This is a genomic window from Streptomyces sp. Y309 (assembly GCF_056712025.1).
The window spans coordinates 849,300-869,364 of record NZ_CM160048.1; the positions used below are offsets into that span (position 1 = coordinate 849,300).

Here is a 20,065-nt window from a genome sequence, read left to right on the forward strand (position 1 = left end):
GCGTCGTACGCGTCAGCGGCGGGGCCTGGCACTCTTACGCGGCCGTGGCCTCTCTCAGGCTCTCGGGCCGCAAGTCGGGCCAGGTGCTCACAGTCGGCTCCTACGCTTCGAGACGACGGTTGATGATCTGGCACATGTCGGTCGTGTGCTTCGGCGCTGTCATGCCGAAGTGCGTGGCGTCGACGTCGTACGACCGCACGCTGCCCCGGACGTACGGCTCCCACAAGTCGGCCGACGGATCCGGACTGTGGGTCGCGTTGAAGAACACGACGTCGCCCCGGTAGACGGGCTGCGCGAAGTCCCGCACCAGCCGCACGTGTTCGACCATGAGGTTCGAACCATTGGTGATGAGGGCCTGACGGTCGGCGTCGTCCTGGCCGCCCGGCAGGTAGCCCTGGAGGAAGTCCCGCGCCTGCGACGGGTTGAGGACCACGTCCTGCTGGGCGAACGTGCTGCTGGGTGCGGCGTCCAGGATCACGACCAACGGCACCTCGTGGCCGCGCTGTTGGAGCTCGGCGGCGATGGCGTGCGAGAGCGTGCCACCCATGGAGTGTCCCACGAAGTGGAAGGGGCCCTCGGCCTGGACGCCGAGGATCTGCTCCACGTAGTCCTGGACCATCGCCTCGAAGCTCTCCGGCAGCGGTGCGCCGTCGAAGCCGCGGGCCTGGATGCCGTACACCGGCCGGTCGCCCAGCTGGACCGCCATGCCCAGGTACGACCAGCACAGGCCGATACCGGGGTGGATGAACCAGACCGGCGCCTCGGCGCCGCCCGTCTTCAACGGCAGCACCACCCCGAACGGGTCGGTGTGACCGCCGGATTCGTCGCCGCCGTTCAGGTGCGCGGCCAGCCCCGCGACGGTGGGGGACTGGAAGGCGACCCGCATCGGTATGTCGATCATGAGGACCGTGCGGATCCGGCTGACAAGACGGGTGGCGCGCAGGGAGTGGCCGCCCAGGTCGAAGAAGTTGTCGTCGATGCCGACCTTGTCGACGCCGAGGACGTCGGCGAACAGGCCCGCCAGGACTTCTTCCTGGGGAGTGCGCGGTGCCCGGTAGGCCGCCGAGGCGGTCAGCTCCGGCGCGGGCAGTGCCTTGTGGTCGAGCTTGCCGTTCGGGGACAGCGGGAGCCGCTCCAGGGTGATGAAGGCGGAGGGCACCATGTACTCCGGCAGCCGCTCGGCCATGAACTCGCGGAGCTCGGCAGCGGTCAACTCACCGCTGTCCGGCGCCGGCACGGCGTACGCGACGAGCTGGGCGCCGCTCGCGTCGGAGCGTGCGATCACCGCGGCCTGGGCGACCGCGGGGTGCGCCGCCACCACGGCCTCGACCTCGCCCGGCTCGATCCGGAAGCCACGGATCTTCACCTGCGAGTCGGCGCGCCCAAGGTACTCGAGCTCCCCGTCCTCGCTCCAGCGGGCCAGGTCACCGGTGCGGTACATCCGCTCCCCCGCCGTGCCGAACGGGTCGGCCACGAAGCGCTCGGCGGTCAGGGCCGGGCCGTTGTGGTAGCCGCGACCCACCCCGGCGCCCGCCATGTACAGCTCGCCGACGGCGCCGTGGGCGACCGGGGCCAGGCCCGGGCCCAGGACGTACGCCCGCAGGTTGCGCAGCGGTTTGCCGATCGGGATGCCGGCGGCTCCGGGACCGTCCTCGGGCACCACGTGCGAGGTGACGTAGAAGGTCTCGCTGGGGCCGTAGCCGTTGACGACGCGGGCCTCGGGCCAGGCGGCACGGATCCGGTCGACCAGGGCGGTGGTCAGGGCCTCGCCCGCGAACACCAGTGACTTGGGGTGCACGCGGTCACCGAGCTGGTCGACCAGTTCGGCGAAGGCGGACGGCACCGAGCTGATGACGTCCACGTCCCACGCGTCGCGTTCGGCCAGGGCGAGGACGTCCCGGACGAGCTCGACGCTGCCGCCGGTGGTCAGCGTGACGAACAGCTCGAACGCCGCGACGTCGAAGCCGATCGAGGTGCTCGCCAGCATCCGCCAGCCGTCCGGCAGGCCGATGTCCTCGGCCAGTCCCGCCAAGGCGTTGGCGAGGTTGCGGTGGGTGATGCCGACGCCCTTGGGCAGGCCGGTCGAGCCCGACGTGTACACCTGGTAGACGAGGTGGCCCGGGCGCAGCGGCCGGGTCCGGTCGCCGTCGTCCAGGTCGGTGCCGAGGTGGCCCGACACATCCGTCCGGTCCAGGTGCAGCAGCTCCGTGTCCTGCTCGGGGAGCACACCGGCCGCGGTGGTGTCGGTGACGATCAGACGCGGCTCGGCGGTGGAGAGGATGTGCGCCAGGCGGGTGCTCGGGTAGCCCGGGTCGATGGGGACGTAGGCGGCCCCGGCCTTGATCACGGCGAGCAGTGCCACGACCAGTTCGGGCGTGCGCGGCAGGACCACGGCGACCGTGTCGTCGGGGCCGATGCCCTGCCCGGCGAGGTGGCGGGCGAGCCGGTTGGCCCGCTCGTTCAGCTCCGCGTAGGTCAGCGACCGGTCCTCGCAGACCACCGCGGTCGCCTCGGGCCGTCGGGCGGCCTGCTCCTCGACCTGCTGGGTGATGGTGTGCTCGGGCAGCTCGCTCGGCTTGGGGTTGAACTGGCGCAGGACCAGGTCCCGTTCGGCCTCGTCGAGGATGCCGAGCTCGGTGAGCGGGGTGTGCGGGTCGGCCGCCAGCTGCGCGAGTACGCGGCCCAGTCGGGCGCTGATGCGTTCGATCTCGTCGGCGGTGAACATGTTGTCCTGGTACTGCAGGCCCAGCCGCAGGTGCGGGTCGGCGGTGCCGGCCAGCATCAGGGGGTAGTGGGTGCCGCTGAGCATGCGGATACCGGTGACGGTGACACCGGCCGAGGCGTGCGCCTCGGTGAGGCCTTCCCGGTCGACGGGGAAGGACTCGAGGAGCACCATCGAGTCGTACAGGGTGCCCAGGCCGACCGCCTCGTGGATCTCGCTGAGGCTGTGGTGATGGTGGTCCATGAGCGTGGTCTGGTGCTCCTGGAGCCGGGTGAGCACCTGCGCCAGCGTCTCGTGCGCGGAGTACCGGACCCGCACCGGCAGGCTGTTGATGAACAGGCCGACCATTTCGTCGGACCCCGTCAGCTGCGGCGGACGGCCCGCGACGGTGGTGCCGAACACCACGTCCTGACGCCCGGTCAGGTGACCGAGGAGCACGCCCCAGACGCCCTGGATCAGGGTGTTGAGGGTGATGCCCAGCTCGCGTGCCCGGCCGGACAGGGCGCGGGCGGTCTCCGCGGCGAGCGGGAGCTCCAGCTGGCCCAGGCCGCCGCCCTGTTCGGTGGTGGCGGCGCGCGCCAGCATGGTCGGCTCCGTCACCCCCTCCAGTTCCCTGGCCCAGGCCTCGACCGACGCCTCGTGGTCCTGCTCCGCGAGCCAGGCCAGGAAGTCGCGGTAGGAGCGCACGCGCGGCAGCGCGGAGGCGTCCCCCTCGGCCTCGTACAGCAGGATCAGGTCCCGCATGAGGTGCGAGAGCGACCAGCCGTCGTACAGGGCGTGGTTGACGGTGAGGACCAGCTCCGAGCGCTCCTGGTCCAGCTGGACCAGGGTCATGCGCAGCATGGGCGGCACGGCCGGGTCGAAGGGCTCGGCGTGGTCGGCGGCCAGGAGCCGCTCGAATTCTTCGTCCCGCAGGTCGTCGCTCAGCTCGCGCAGGTCCACGACCTGCCACGGCAGTTCGACGTGGTCGAGGACGAGCTGCCGCTGCTCACCGGCCGCGCCGGTCACGAAGGCGGCGGCCATGTTGGGATACCGGCCGAGGAGCGCCTGGCCCGCGGCCCGCATCCGCTCCGGGGTCACGGCCCCGGACAGGTGCAGGACGAGCTGGATCCGGTAGGCGTCGAACGACGACTCCGCCATCACGCTGTGGAAGAGGATGCCGGACTGCGCCGGGGTCAGCGGCCACACGTCCGCGAGGCCGGGGTAGTTCTCCTCCCATGCCTCCAGGTCGCGCTGGCTCACCTGGACCAGCGGCACGTCCGACGGGGTCAGACCGCCCGCGCCGGGCCCGGCCGCGTGCCGGGCGAGGCCTTCGAGGGCCTCCTGCCACAGGTCCGCGAACTCCCGCGCCTCGTCCGGGGTGAGCAGACCGGCCGGGACGCCGATCTCGGTGCTCAGCCTCGGGCCCTGCTCGCCGTCCAGGACGTAGCAGTTGACCTCCACGGTGGCGAGGGCGGGCATGTCCGCGTCCAGGTCCGGGGTCAGGCCCTCGGCGTCGGTCGCCATCGTCCAGCCCGTGCCGCCGATGCTCTGCGGCTCGGTGTCCGCCGTGAACCGGCCCAGGTAGTTGAAGGAGAACTGTCCGGTGCCGTGCGCCGCGAGGGCGTCGGCGGTGTCGGGGTTGAGGTAGCGCAGGAGGCCGTAGCCCATGCCCTTGTCCGGGATGGCGTTGAGCTGCTCCTTGACCGCCTTGACGATGCCGCCCGCGGCCCCGCCGCCGGTGAACGCCTCCTCCAGGTCGAAGCCCGCCACGTCCAGGCGGACGGGGAACACGCTGGTGAACCAGCCCACCGTGCGTGACAAGTCCGCACCCGGCACCACTTCTTCCTCGCGGCCGTGGCCCTCCAGGCGCAGCAGCAGCGAGGACTCGTCCACACCGCGCCGCTCGCGCCACTTGGCCGCCGCGAGGGCGAGGCCGGTCAGCAGTCCGTCGTTGACACCGCAGTGGAAGGCGGCGGGCAGCGTCGTCAGGAGCGTCTCGGTGGCCGCCACCGGCAGCTCCACCCGCACGGTCTCCACGGTGGAGTGCAGGTCGACGGCGGGATCGAAGGCCCGTGAGCCGACGACCGGGTCCGGGCCCTCGACCACCGAGCGCCACAGCTCCAGCTCCGCGACCCGCTCGGGCCGTGCCGCCTCCTCGGCCAGGGAGTGGGTCCACTTGCGTACGGAGGTGGCGACCGGGGCGAGTTCGGGTGTGCGGCCCTCGCGGACCTGCTCCCAGGCCCGGGCGAGGTCGGGCAGCAGGATGCGCCAGGAGACGCCGTCGACCACCAGGTGGTGCAGGACGACGATCAGGCGCCCGGGGGCCTCCGGACCCGCATCGAACCAGACGAAGCGGGCCATGTCCCCGGCCGTCGGGTCCAACTGGTCGGCAGCCGCGTCGAGTTCGGCCGCGGCCTGTTCCCGCCAGGCGTCCTGGGACCAGGCGCCGTCGCAGGGGACGCGGTGGATGAGCGCGGCCGCGTCGATCGTGCCCGGAGCGGAGATCTCCAACTCCGGCTCCGTGCCCGGCACCAGGCGTGCGCGCAGCATGTCGTGGTGGTCGAGGACCGCGGACAGGGTCGCGGCCAGGCCCGGTCCGTCGATGCCGGTGGGCAGTTCGAGCACCATCGACATCGCGAACCGGTCGTAGCCGCCGCCGAGTTCGGTGATGTAGCGGGCGACCGGCAGCAACGGCGTGGTACCCACGCCGCCGCCCTCCAGCTCCGCCAGGACGGCGGTGGGGCGGTCGCCGGTGTCGAGGAACGCGGCGAGATCGGCCACGGTGCGGTACTGGAGGATCTGCCGTGCGGTGACCTCGACGCCGCGCGCCTTGGCGCGGGACACCACCTGGATGGAGCGGATGCTGTCACCGCCGGCGGCGAAGAAGTCGTCGTCGACACCGACCTGTTCGACGCCCAGCACCTCGGCGAAGACCTCGGCGATGATCTGCTCCTGGGCCGTGCGCGGGGCACGGTAGGCACCCTCGGTGAGCTCCGGACCGGGCAGCGCGGCCTTGTCCAGCTTGCCGTTCGGGGTCAGCGGCAGTTCGTCGAGGAGGACGAACGCCGACGGCACCATGAACTCCGGCAGCCGTCCGGTGGCGAACTCGCGCAGCTGCTCGACCGACACGCCCGTGGTCAGGTCGAAGTCGTCGCCGGCGTCCGCGTGCCGGTTGCCCGTGGGCACCACATAGCCGACGAGCTGGGCGCTGCCGCGCCGTTGGCGGGTCAGGACGACGGCCTGAGCCACACCAGGGTGCTCGGTCAGGGCCGCTTCGACCTCGCCGAGCTCGATGCGGAAGCCGCGGACCTTGACCTGGTCGTCGCTGCGGCCGAGGTATTCGAGCTGCCCGTCGTTGCCGCGGCGCACCAGGTCACCGGTGCGGTACATGCGCGAGCCCGCCGGGCCGTAGAGGTCGGCCACGAAGGCGGTCGCGGTCTGGCCGGGACGGTGCACGTAGCCGCGGGCCAGGCTCGGGCCCGCCACGTACAGCTCGCCGGGAGAGCCCGGCGGGACCGGGGCCAACCGCTCGTCGAGCACGTACAGGCGGACGTCGTTGACGGCCGTGCCGATGTGGACACGCTCGGGGCTGACGAGGGTACCGATGGAGGGGCACACCGTCGTCTCGGTGGGTCCGTAGGCGTTGATCATCCGGCGCCCCGGCGCCCACTGGGAGATCAGCGCGGGCGGCACCGCTTCACCGGCCACCGCCAGCACCTGGAGCCGGGGGAGGTTGCGCGGGGTGTCGGCGGGCATGGTGGCGACGATGCTGGGCGGGATGGTGACATGCGTGATGTCACGCGTGGCCAGCACCTGCGCGAGATCCTCACCGGCCAGCCGCTGCTGCTCGGGCACGATCACGGCCGCGCCCGTGGTCAGGGCCATCACCAGCTCCCAGAAGGCCGCGTCGAAGCTCGGCGACGACTGCTGCAGGACGCGGGAGCCCGTGGTGAGACCGATGTAGTTGCTGTGCATGGTGCTCAGGGCGGCCAGACCGGTGTGGGTGACGCACACGCCCTTGGGGCGGCCCGTCGAACCCGAGGTGTAGATGACGTACGCCGGGTTTTCCGGGACCAGCGGGGTGACCGGGTCGGTGTCCGGGAGGTCCTGCCAGGCCCGCCGGATGTCCTCGTCGTCGATGGCTACGAGTTCGGTGGGCAGGTCGGCGGGCAGCTCCTCGGTGGCGGACCGGGTGGTGAAGACCACCGCGGGGCGCGAGTCGCCGACCATGTAGCTGATGCGGTCGGCCGGGTAGTCCAGCGCGATCGGCAGATACGCCGCGCCCGCCTTGAGGATGCCGAGCGCCACCGCCACCTGGTGCGCGCTGCGCGGCAGGGACACGCCGACCGACTGCTCGGGCCCGATGCCGCGGGCGATCAGCCAGTGTGCGATGCGGTTCGCCCGCGCGTTCAGCTCCTCGTAACTCCAGGCGTCGTCGACCGACTCCACCGCCAGGGACTGCGGCGCCTGCTCCAGGCGGTTCCGGAACAGGTCGGGGAACGTGGCCGCCGGAATGCTCGGTTCGGCCTGCTGCTGTTCGGCGAGCAGCAGCTCGCGCCGCTCCTCCGCCGTGAGCAGGTCGGCGTCGCCGATGTGCTGTGCGGGCGTGGTGACCGCTGCGGTCAGCAACTGCTCCCAGCGGGCGATCACGGTCTCGATCGTGGAGCTGTCGAACAGCTCGGTGGAGTACTCCACCGCGATCTGGATGCCCGCGGGCGTGGTGCGGTCGGTGAAGGTCTCGTTCAGGCTCAGCATCAGGTCGTAGCGGGCCGTGCCGGTGCCCACGCCCTCCCCGCGCACCCGGAGTCCGGGCAGCTCGAAGGCCGCCTCCTCGTTGTTCTGCAGCACCAGGGCGATCTGGAACAGCGGATGGACGGACGCCGAGCGCTGAGGGTTGAGCTTCTCCACCAGTGACTCGAACGGGATGTCCTGGTGGGCGTAGGCGGCCAGGCTCGACTTGCGGACCTGGGCGATCAGTTCGGCGAACGTCGGGTTCCCGGAGGTGTCGGTGCGCATCACCCAGGTGTTGACGAACAGGCCGATGAGATCCTTGAGGCTGTCGTCGGTGCGGCCTGCGACACCGCTGCCGATCGCGATGTCCGTGCCCGCGCCGAGGCGCGTCAGGAGCGCGGCCATGGTCGCCTGCAGCACCATGAACGGCGTCGCGCCCGAAGCCCGGGCGAGCTCGCTCACCCCCTTGTGCACGTCCGCTCCGAGGGTGAACTGCAGCAGGTCGCCCTTGTACTCGAGCTGCGCGGGACGCGACCGGTCGCTGGGAATGGTCACCTGCTCGGGCAGCCCGGCCAACTGCTTGGCCCAGTACGCGTACTGCTTGCTGTACAGGCTGTCCGGGTCATCGTCGTCGCCCAGCAGTTCGCGCTGCCACAGCGTGTAGTCGGCGTACTGCACCGGCAGCGGCGCCCACTCGGGTGCCGCGCCCTGGACGCGGGCGGTGTAGGCGGTGGCCAGGTCCTGCGCCAGCGGCGCGGCGGACCAGCCGTCGGCGGCGATGTGGTGGACGACCATCGCCAGCACGTGCTCGGACGGGCCGGTGGTGAAGAGCCATGCCTTCAGCGGCACTTCGCGCGACAGGTCGATGGGGTGACGGGCCGTCTCGACGACGGCCTCCCGCAGCGCTTCCTCATCGTCCAGCGGCCGCACGGTCAAGCTGATGCGGGCCTGCTCCGGCTCGCGGATGTCCTGGTACGGCTTGCCGCCGATCTCCGGGTAGACGGTGCGCAGCGACTCGTGGCGGGTGATGACGTCGTTGATGGACGCCTCAAGCGCCGGCACGTCCAGCTCGCCGCTCATCCGCAGGATGATCGGCATGTTGTACGTCGCCGACGGGCCCTCGAACTTGTGCAGGAACCACAGCCGCTGCTGGGCGAACGACAGCGGAAGCCGCTCGGGCCGCTCGGTGACGGACACCAGGGCCGTCCGGACCCCGGCGTCGCCGTCCAGGTGCGGGGCGATGCCGGCGACGGTCGGGTGGTCGAACAGGGTACGCAGTTCGACCTCGGCGTTCAGCACGGAACGGATGCGGCTGATGAGCTTGGTGGCCAGCAGCGAATGCCCGCCCAGCGCGAAGAAGTCGTCGTCGATGCCGACCCGCTCCAGGCCGAGGATCTCGGCGAACAGCTCGCACAGCAGCTCTTCCCGCGCGGTGCGCGCCGCCCGCCCGGCGGCGGCCGCGGCGAAGTCCGGCGCGGGCAGCGCCCTGCGGTCCAGCTTGCCGTTGGCGGCCAGCGGCACCGTGGCGATCGCCACGACGGCCGCGGGCACCAGGTGCGCGGGCAGCCGCTCCTGCAGATAGCCGCGCAGCGAGCCCACCAGGGCACCGATCTGCCCGGCCGCTGCGGGGGCGTTGGCGAGTATCCGGTCGGCGCGACCGGAGGGCAGGAAGGTGCCGGAGAACTGCCGTGCCGCCGACGGGCCGTCGGTGAAGACGATCGCGTCGAAGCTCTCCGCCCCCGACCAGGTCATCAGCACGCTCCAGCCGTGCCCGGCCGCCCACTCGTCCACCTCGTGCGGGTCCAGCGCCGCACCCGTGAAGACGGGGGTTTCGAGCACCTGGGCTCGCACGGCCAGGTCCAGCTCGGTGGTCAGACGGGCGTTGGGGATGCCCGTGATCCGCACCGGGCCGTCCTGCCCGGCGCACAGGTCCGCGAGGCCGGCCAGCGTGCCGGTCTCACGGCCCCAGGCCAGCACCGGCACGTCGGCCAGGTCCACCAGGTCGGCGGAATCCTTGTGCAGGACGACCTCGTAGCGGTGCCGGGTCAGCTCGTTGTGCGCGTGCCCCGGCTTGAGGCGGATGTCCACCCCTGTCACGCCGTGCCGCTCGGCCCACTGGGTGAACCACTCGGGGTCCAGGACCAGTTCCGGCTCCGTGAGCGCCGCGCGGGCGATCGCCGCGCGCGCCGCCGACGGGGCGGCGTCGGGCTGCTGGGTGTAGTGCACTCCGGAGCTGAACAGGGGCAGGGTGGCGGCGTTGCGTACGTCGCCGACGACGATCCGCCCGCCCGGTGCCAGGAGTTCGAGGGCCTGGGCGAGGACCTGGTCGAGGTAGTGGGCGTGCGGGAAGTACTGGATCACCGAGTTGAGGACCACCACGTCGAAGTGGCCGGCGGGGAGTCCGGTCATGTCCTCGGCCTGCTGGTTCAGCAGGGTGACCTTGTCGGTGTATCCGGCCTCCTCGACCTCGCGGGTGAGGCGCGCGATGACGGCCGACGACAGGTCGCTGCCCCAGTACTGCTCCACGTGCGGCACGACGTGGGCCATCAACAGGCCCGAGCCGACGCCGATTTCGAGGACGCGGCGCGGCTGGTGGCGGATGATCTGCTCGACCGCCGCGTCGCGCCAGTGCCGCATCTCGTCCAGCTCGATGGGCAGACCGTCGTAGCTCGAGTTCCAGCCGAAGAAGTTCTCGCCGAACTCCGTGCTCTCGCCCGAGTAGACCTCGTCGTAGATCTTCTCCCACTCGTCGACCTGCTGCTCGGCCTGCTCCGTGGCGTCGATGCCGTCCAGATCCGGCACCACGTAGGCGACCAGCTGCTTGTCCTCCGCGCCGGCACTGCCCCGGGCGACGACCACGGACTGGGCGACGCCCGGGTGCGTGGCCAGGGCCCGCTCGACCTCGGCGGGCTCGACCCGCACACCGCGGATCTTGACCTGGTCGTCGTCGCGGCCGGCGTACTCGAGCTGCCCGTCGGCGTTCCAGCGGGCCAGGTCACCGGTGCGGTACATCCGCGCACCGGCCGGGCCGTAGGGGTCGGCCACGAACCGCTCGGCGGTCAGCCCGGAGCGGCCCAGGTAGCCGCGGGCGATGTTCCCCCCGACGTACAACTCCCCCACCACACCCGGCGGTACGGGCACAAGACCCGGGCCCAGGATGTAGGTGCGCATGTTCCCCAGTGGCGTGCCGATGGGGATGTTGTCCGTCGTCTGCCACTCCTGGCCGGCCGGGGCGGCGAACGTGGTGGCGTAGAAGGACTCGGTCTGCCCGTAGGCGTTGACGATCCGCACCTCGGGCAGCGCCTCGCGGATGCGCTGCACGAGCGTGGCGGACAGTGCCTCACCGGCGAAGACGACGGTCTCCAGGCCGTCGATGGCGGCCATGCGGTCACCGAGCTCGGCGAAGACGGACGGCACCGTGCTGATCACACTGGCCGACACCGCCTCGCGCTCGGCGAGCACCAGGGCGTCCCGGACCACCTCGACGGTGCCGCCGCCTGCCAGCGTCGTGACGATCTCGAAGACCGACACGTCGAAGTTCACCGAGGTACCGGCGAACATCCGCGTGTCCGCGCTCACGCCCACCCGCTCGGCGAGCCGCGTCACGCCGTTGACCACGTTCGCGTGGCTGATCACGACGCCCTTGGGGGTGCCGGTGGAGCCCGAGGTGTACATCACGTACGCCGCGTGCTCCGGCCGCAACGCGGCCGCCGGCGCCACGCCCTCGGCGGCGGACTCGAGGTCCACGTCACCGAGGAACAGGGTCGGGGCGTCCGTCCCGGAGAGCACCCCGACGGTGTCGGCGTCGGTGAGGACCAGCTGCGGGCGCGCGCTGTCCAGGATGTGGCCCAGGCGCGTGCTGGGGTACTTCGGGTCGATCGGCAGATACGCGGCGCCCGCCTTCAGGATGCCGAGCATGCCGGTGACCAGGTCGGCCGAGCGGGGCAGCGCGAGACCCACCACGGTCTCCGGGCCCACCCCGCGTCCGGCCAGCTCACGGGCCAGACGGTTCGCCCGCGCGTCCAACTCGGCGTAGCTGAAGCTGACGTCGCCGCACGTGACCGCGATCTTGTCCGGTGTCGCGGCCGCCTGCCGCTCGAACAGGCCGGGGACGGTCAGCTCAGGGGTGGCCGCCGCGGTGTCGTTGAGCTCGACGAGGACGCGCCGGCGCTCGGCGGGCTCCAGCAGGTCCATCCCGCCGAGCCGGACCTGCGGGTCCTCGGCCAGCCGGGCGAGGACGCGGCCGAAGCGCAGGGCGATGTCGCCCGCCTGCTCTCCGTCGAGGAGGTGGTGCTGGTGCTGGAGGCTGATCTTCAGGTGCGGCTCGGCGAAGGCCATCACCACCAGCGGGTAGTGGGTGCTGCTGAGCGGGCTGATCCCGGTCACCGAGATCCCGGCGGCCGAGTACGCCTCGCTGAGGGCGGCGCCGTCGATCGGGTACGACTCGAAGACCACCATCGTGTCGAACAGCGCGCGCAGCCCGGTGAACCGGTGCATCTCCAGCAGGCCGTGGTGCTGGTGGTCGAGGAGCACGCTCTGCCGCTCCTGCAGAGCGCGCAGCATGGCGCCGAGCGACTCGCCCGGAGGGCAGTTCACCCGCACCGGCAGGGTGTTGATGAACATGCCGACCATCTCGTCCACGCCCGTGACCTGCGGCGGACGCCCGGAGACGGTGGCACCGAACACCGTGTCCTGACGCCCGGTCAGCCCGGACAGGAGGATGGCCCAGGCACCCTGGACCATGGTGTTGAGGGTGATGCCCAACTCGCCTGCGCGGCGGGAGAGTTCGCGGGACTGCTCCGGTGTGAGCGGCACGTCCACCTGGCCGACCCCGGCCGGTTCACCCTCCGGGGCGGAGCCTGCGGGCACCAGCAGCGTGGGCTCGTCGACGCCGTCCAGCTCCTGTGCCCACGCCTGCGCGGCCGCCTGCGGGTCCTGCCGTGAGAGCCACGCCAGGAAGTCGCGGTAGTTGCGTGCCCTGCCCAGGGCGGTGGCGTCCCCGGCCGAGCCGTACAGACGCAGCAGGTCCTGGATGAGCAGGGGGATCGACCAGCCGTCGAACAGGACGTGGTGGGCCGTGAAGACCAGCTGCCACTTGTCGGCGGCCAGCTTGATCAGTGACAGGCGCAGCAGCGGCGCCTCGGCCAGGTCGAAGTGGGTGCGGTGCTCCTCGTCCAGGAACTGCTTGAGCAGCGTCTCCCGCTCGTCCTCGGTGTTGGTGCTCAAGTCCAGCTCGCGCCAGGGCAGTTCCAGGCCGCTCTGGATGATCTGGACCCGGTCTCCGTCGCTGTCGTGGGTGAAGGCGGCCCGCAGGTTCGGGTAGCGGTCGAGCAGTGCCTGCCCGGCCGCCCGCATCCGTCCCGGCTCGACCTCACCGGCGAGGTGGAAGACGAACTGCATCTGGTAGGCGTCGAAGTCGGCACCGGCCAGCTCGGCGTGGAAGAGCAGACCTTCCTGCATCGTGGTCAGCGGCCACACGTCGGCCAGGCCGGGGTAGCTCTTCTCCCAGCCGTCCAGCTGGCCCTGGCTCACCTGCACGAGCGGCACGTCCGAGGGCGTGAGGCCGCCCGCTTCCGACGCGGCGGCATGCTGCCCCAGGCCCTGCAGGGCGGTCTGCCACAGTGCGGCCAGCTCCTCCACCTCGGCCCGCGTGAACAGGCCGGAGGGGAAGTCGAGACGGGTGGCCAGGCGCGGGCCCTGCTCGGTGTCGGTCACGTACGCGCTGACGTTCAGCGCGGCCAGTGCGGGCATGTTCGCGTCCGGGTCCGCGAGCAGCTCGGTGGTGCCCTCGACCTGGGTGAAGCCCAGACCGCGCAGGGCCTCGGGCAGGTCGGACGAACCGGCGTACCGGCCCAGGTAGTTGAAGGACACCTGGCCGGTCGCGTGTCCCTTGAGGATCTCACCGGTCGCCGGGTTGAGGTAGCGCAGCATGCCGTAGCCGATGCCCTTGTCCGGCACGGCGAGCAGCTGTTCCTTGACCGCCTTGACCGCCGCTCCGGCGGCCCTGCCGCCGTTCAGGGCGTCGTCGAGGTCCACGCCTGCCACGTCCAGGCGGACGGGGAACATGCTGGTGAACCAGCCCACCGTACGCGAGAGATCCGCACCCGGCGCCGCGGCCTCCTCGCGGCCGTGGCCCTCCAGGCGCAGCAGAAGCGAGGACTCGTCCACACCGCGCTGCTTGCGCCACTTGGCCACCGCGAGGGCGAGCGCGGCCAGCAGGCCGTCGTTGACGCCGCCGCGGTAGGCGGCGGGCAGCGTGGTCAGCAGCGCCTCGGTGGCCGCCACCGGCAGGTCCATGTGCACGTACTCGACCGTGGAGATGGTGTCGACGGCCGGGTCGAGCGGGCGGTTGCCGAGCACCGGGTCCCGCCCCGTGACGATGGAGCGCCACAGCGCCAGCTCACCGGCGCGCTCGGCGGACTGGGCCTCCTGCACCAACGCGTGCGACCAGCGCCGGGCGGACGTGCCCACGGGTGCGAGCTTCGGGGTGCGGCCGTCGCGGAGCTGCTTCCACGCCTCGGCGAGGTCGGGCAGCAGCACGCGCCAGGACACGCCGTCGACGACGAAGTGGTGCAGGACCATGATCAGGCGCCCGGCGCCGCCGGTACCGGCGTCGAACCACACGAACTGCGCCATGCGTCCGGCCTTGGGGTCCAGGCGGTCGGTGGCGGCGTCCAGTTCGGCGGAGGCCTGCCCGTGCCAGCCGTCGGCCCAGCTGCCGTCGGTTTCCACGCGGTGGATCAGGGACGCGATGTCGACGGTGCCGGGAGCGGTCACCTCGAGACCGGTCTCCTCGCCGGTGGCCAGGCGGGAGCGCAGCATGTCGTGCCGGTCGAAGACCGCCGACAGGGTGGCGACCAGACCGGCCTCGTCCATGCCGACGGGCAGTTCCACCGCCATCGACATGGCGAACCGGTTCAGACCGGTGCCCAGGTCCAGCAGATAGTGGCCCACCGGCAGCAGCGGCATGAAGCCGACACCGGCGCCCTCCAGCTCCTCCAGGACCAGCCTGTCCTGGCCGCCGCTGACCGCCCTCTCGGCCAGCTCGGCCACCGTGCGCGCCTCGAAGACCTGCCGGGGCGTGACCTCCACACCCTGCGCCCGGGCCCGCGAGACCACCTGGATCGAGCGGATGCTGTCCCCGCCGATGGCGAAGAAGTCGTCGTCGGCGCCGACCCGGTCGAGGCCCAGGACCTCGGCGTACACCCCGGCCAGGACCTCCTCGACCGGGGTACGCGGTGCCCGGTAGGTGGCGGCGGTGAACTCGGGCTCCGGCAAAGCCTTGCGGTCCAGCTTGCCGTTGGGGGCCAGCGGAAGCCGGTCCAGCATCACGAACACCGAGGGCACCATGAACTCCGGCAGCGAGCCGGAGACGAACGAACGCAGCTCACGCGAGGAGACGGTGGCCGTCAGGTCGACCTCAAGGTCGCTCAGGCTCTCCACCGTGCCGAGCCCCGAATCGCCGGCGCCGCGCGGCACCACGTAGCCGACCAGCTGGGTGCTGCCACGGCCCTCGTGCGTGACCACCACGGCCTGTGCCACACCCGGGTGGGCGGTCAGCGCCGCCTCGACCTCTCCCGGCTCGATGCGGAAGCCGCGCACCTTGACCTGCTCGTCGCCGCGGCCGGCGTATTCCAGCTGCCCGTCGGCCGTCCAGCGGGCCAGGTCACCGGTGCGGTACATCCGCGCACCGGCCGGGCCGTACGGGTCGGCGACGAAGCGCTCGGCGGTGAGCCCGGCGCGGCCGAAGTAGCCGCGCGCCACGTTGCCCGCGACATACAGCTCACCCACGACACCCAGGCCCACCGGCTCCAGGCCGGGGCCGAGGACGTAGGCACGCATGTTGCCCAGCGGGGCACCGATCGGCGCGCCGGCCGTGCCGGTCCAGGTGCCGTCGGGGGTGAAGGTGGTGGCGTAGAACGACTCGGTCTGGCCGTAGGCGTTGACGACAGCCGCGCCCGGGATGGCCTCTCGCACCCGCTCCACCAGCGAGGCGGGCAGCGCCTCACCGGCGAACACGACCGCGTCGGCCTGGATCTTCTCGCCGACCTGGTCCAGGAGCTCGGCGAAGACCGACGGCACGGTGCTGATGACCCCGCCGGTCCAGCCGCCGCGCTCACCGATCACCAGCACGTCGCGGACCACTTCAAGAGTGCCGCCGACGGCCAGGGTGGTGATGGTCTCGAAGACCGACACGTCGAAGTTGACCGACGTGCCCGCGAGGACCCGCGTGCCCGCGTCGATCCCGACCGAGTCGGCAAGGCGCAGCACGCCGTTGACCACGTCGCGGTGTGTGATCGTCACGCCCTTCGGCGTGCCGGTGGAGCCCGAGGTGTACATCACGTACGCGGCGTTCGCGGGCCGGACCACGCCAAGGCGCACATCCGGGCCCGCGGCGTCGAAGTCGACGTCCTCGACGAACAGCCTCGGCACGTCCGTCGCCGGGAGCACGCCGACCGTGTCGGCGCTGGTCAGCACCAGCTGCGGACGCGCGTCGGACAGGATGTAGTCCAGGCGCGTGCTGGGGTACCTGGGGTCGATCGGGAGGTAGGCGGCGCCCGTCTTGAGGATGCCCAGCATGCCCACGATCAGGTCCGCCGAGCGCGGCAGGGCCAGTCCGACGACGGTCTCCGGGCCCACCCCGCGAGCCGCCAGCTCACGGGCGAGGCGCTCCGCCCGCGCGTCGAGTTCGGCGTACGACAGCTCTTGGTCCTCGTGGACCAGGGCGGTCGCGTCCGGCGTCGCCGCCACCCGGCGCGCGAGCAGGCCCGTGATGTCGAGCTCGGGCGTCGTGGCCGCGGTGTCGTTGAAGGTCCGCAGGACCAGCTCGCGCTCGTCCGCCTCCAGCACGTCCGCCAGCGCGACCGGGCGGGACGGCTCGGTGACCAGTTGCTCGATGAGGCGCTCGAAACGGGCCATGACGGCCTCTGCCGTGGACCGGTCGAACAGGTCGGTCGCGTACTCCAGGTAGATCGACAGGCCCGGGTCGTCAGGGTCGCTGAAGAAGTTGAACTCCATGTCGAACTTGGCCGTGGGAGTCGCCAGCGGGCCGAAGTGCGCCTTGAGGCCTCCGGGGAGATCGAAGTCGATCCAGCCGCGGGTCGCCCAGGTGAACATCACCTGGAACAGCGGGTGGTACGCGGTGGAGCGCTCCGGGTTGAGGATCTCCACCAGGCGCTCGAACGGCGCGTCCTGGTTGTCGTACGCGGTGAGAGCCTTCTGGTGCACCTGCGCGAGGAGCTGCTCGAAGGACGGGGTGTGGGAAAGGTCGGCGCGGAGCACCCAGGTGTTGACGAAGAAGCCCACCAGGTCGGCGAGTTCGTCATCGGTGCGGCCCGCGATGGTGGAGCCGATGGCGATGTCCTCGCCCGCGCCGAGCTGCTGGAGCAGGACCGTGAGCGCGGCCTGGAACACCATCGGCGCGGTCACGTCGGCGCGCCGGGCCAACGCCTCGACCTTGCCGAGCAGTTCTTCGTCGAGGGTGACGCCGACGCCGTCGCCGCGGTGGCTGGGGGCCGGGAGGCGCGGGCGGTCGGTGGACAGGCGCATCGGCTGCGGTATGCCGGACAGCTCGTCGCGCCAGTAGCCGAGCTGAGTGGACAGGACGCTCTCGGGGTCGCTCTCGTCACCGAGGAGTTCACGCTGCCACAGCGTGTAGTCGATGTACTGGACCGGCAGTTCGGGCCAGTCCGGCTCGCCGCCCCGAACGCGGGCCGTGTAGGCGGCGGCCAGGTCACGGGCGAGCGGGGCCGCGGACTCGCCGTCGCTGGCGATGTGGTGGATCAGGAGCAGGAGCTGGTGGTCCTGGGCACCGGCGCGGAAGAGGGTGGCGCGGACCGGTATCTCCTCGGACAGCGTCATCGCGTAGTTGGCGGCGTCCCGCACCGCCTCGTCCAGTTCCTGCGGGGCCACCTCGACCAACGGGATGTCCAGGCGCACCTGCTCGGCGGGGAGCACCTGCTGCTCGGGGACGCCCTCGTTCTCCACGATCAGGGTGCGCAGGCTCTCATGACGGGTCACCACGTCACGGACCGCCGCCGTGAGCGCCTCCGCATTCAGTTCACCCGTGAGCCGGATGAGGAAGGGAATGTTGTACGTCGCCGACGGCCCCTCGAACTTGTCGATGAACCACAGACGTCGCTGCGCGAAGGACAACGGAATCATTACTTGGCACTCCTGTTCATCTTGCGCAGACGGGGCCGGCTTGCCGCCGAGGTAAATGTGACCGTGCGCGCCGGTTATCCATGTCGTTGACGTCCAATACCGCCCGGGCCGCTGCTCACTGGGCCGCTGAGGCGAACCGCATGCCACTCCACGAGGGGTGGGGCCTTCGGGTCGGTTCCGGATCCGGGGCCGCGATCTGCACGACGTTCTCGGAACCGCGTTGAAGTAATTCTGGAAGCGAACTTGATCGGTCGATGGTGCACTAACTCACGCGTGTACTCCCCCAGGGTTTCGCCAGGTGGCAGCCTTCACAGCCACTCGGCGCATCGGCCTGGCGGCAAGAGAATTACCGCCGGCCGAAGCCGGCAGCGGGTCTCGGCGAGACTCAATCACTGCCACCTCGGCCGAGCCAAATATGGAAAAGCATGGCATGTCAACGCGGGAAACGGCTGCCATTTTCCCCCGAAGAACCTCACGCGATCACGGACATGCCCGTCGATACACCGGGAACCTATCCAGCCAGGCGACTGCTGTCCTGTCAACGGGACTTCGGGCGGCGGCCGCGGGGCGCCGGGGCTGCCACACGGCACTTGACAACACTCCGCCGCGCGGCCCCAAATACCGCACTCCGTTCTGGAGTCCCGCATTCCGCATCACATCGAGGTTTCTGTCCTGACTTTATCGCGGCCGGGAGAACGACGGCTTGTCACCGAGCCTCTTCCATCCCGGCTCTTGAGGGGTGAAAGGCCAGCTCAGGACGGATGTTGGTGACATGCCGAAGCCTCCGTCGCCGGTGGTGGTCCCACTCGTCACACCGACGGCCGGAGGCTCCGCGCGACCCGGACCGTGGATCAGGCCGTCAGGTGCGCAAGCACCGAGCGCATCGCGCGGTGCACGGCCTCGCGCGACTCGTCGGTCGGGTCGAGGGTCTCGAACCCGTGGCGGCCGTGCGGCACGTCGACCACCTCGACGTCCGCCCCGCAGTCCTCGGCCGCGGCCAGGAACTCCTCGACGGTGGCGGCGATCTCGGGCATCTCGAGTCCCGCCCGGGTGAGCACGACGGGCAGGGCGCCCGCGTGCGCCACCGCGGCCGCGGGGTGGAACCGACTGCCTGCCATCCCCCAGTTCGGCAGCGGCGCCAGGATCGGATACGTGGCCGCCAGGCAGCGCAGCCACGCCGGGGGCGCCCCCAGCCAGTCCGCCGTGATCGGACCGCCGCCCGAGAAGAACCACAGCGCGACTCGGTCCGCGTCCACGCGCGGATCGGCCCGGACGAGCTCCACCGCGGCGGCCACGTCCGCGGCGGCACGTTCGTAGTCGGCCACGTCGTGCAGGCGGTGGTCGAGGGTCACGCCCACCACGCCCTCCCCGGCCGCGTACCGGGCGTACCCCATCAGGGTCGGCCAGTCCCGCGGGGTCGGCCGGGCCTCGGCGGGCACCGGGCCGCCGTGCACGAACACCACCGCGGGCGACGGGCCCTCGGCGTCGGGCAGGTACAGGTCGACGTTCCCGGTCCGCTCACGGGGGAGTTCGGGCACGTCCAGCAGGAACGGCCGGAGGTGCGCGGGCGGCTCCGCGGCGCCGGCCGGCTTCAGCCGGTGCCCCTCGCCCGCCGCGGCCCGCAGCAGGACCTCCGCCAGCTCGGCGGGGCAGGACAGCATCGGCCAGTGTCCGGTGGGGAGTTCGAAGAAGGTCACCCCGGGCTCGGTCAGGGCCTGCAGGGCGGGGTCGCCGACGTCCACCCGGATCTGGACCATTTCGATGCCCGCGCCGTTGCCGGTGCACAGCACCCCGGTGCTGGGCACCGCTGCCACCGCGCCGGTGAGCCGCAGCGGCTGGAGCAGGGTGCCCAGCGGCTGCGGCGCGGCGAGGGCGGTGAGCCGGTCGAGGGCCGCGTCGGGGACGCCCACGGTACTGCCCCAGCGCTGCCACTCGTCGCGGGCCGGGGGCGACAGCTCCCCGTCAGTCCCCTCCGCCCCCTCCGCTCCGCCCGGTCCCCCAGCCCCGGCGCGCTCCGCCAACTGCCCGCGCAGGGACCGGTCGGGCACCGCGGCCAGGGCGGGGACGCCGTCCTGCGGCATCCCCGAGTCCAGGTAGACGATCCGGGCGATGCGCTCCGCGCGCCGGTCGGCGGCGCCCAGGGCCGGGTGGATGCCGTAGTCGTGGCCGACAAGGACGATCTCCCGGCCGGCCGCCGCGCCGACCGAGTCGATCACCGCTAGCACGTCGGCGATGTGCGTCTCCAGGTCGATGCCGGCCTCCGCGGTGCCGTCGATGCCGGCCTCCGCGGCACCGAGGGGCCCGTCGAGTCCGGTGAGGGGCACCGCGTGTACGTCCGCGCCCGCCGCGGCCAGTCGCGCGGCCACGTCCTCCCACACGTGTGCGCCGGTGAACACGCCCGACACCAGGATGAATTCGGTCATGGCTCTCTCCTCAGTACGCCGTCGTCCGCGGACCGGTTCGATC

2 protein-coding genes are annotated in these 20,065 nt (G+C 71.7%); both read right to left on the reverse strand.

Annotated features, from left to right (window positions below):
• Positions 1–100: 100 nt before the first annotated feature.
• Complete coding sequence (locus tag AC0KTA_RS02980) at positions 101–17,599, reverse strand: amino acid adenylation domain-containing protein (protein ID WP_481053501.1); 17,499 nt, start codon at positions 17,597–17,599, stop codon at positions 101–103.
• 851 nt (positions 17,600–18,450) lie between these two features.
• Entirely contained in the window at positions 18,451–20,022 is a 1,572-nt protein-coding gene (locus AC0KTA_RS02985; RefSeq protein ID WP_481053502.1) for an alpha/beta hydrolase, read from the reverse strand.
• Between the last annotated feature and the right edge of the window lie 43 nt (positions 20,023–20,065).

Bases quoted from the DNA above. Each gene is read 5' to 3' on its own strand.
- AC0KTA_RS02985 (WP_481053502.1), bottom strand. From the start codon at position 20,022: ATGACCGAATTCATCCTGGTGTCGGGCGTGTTCACCGGCGCACACGTG.
- AC0KTA_RS02980 (WP_481053501.1), bottom strand. From the start codon at position 17,599: ATGATTCCGTTGTCCTTCGCGCAGCGACGTCTGTGGTTCATCGACAAG.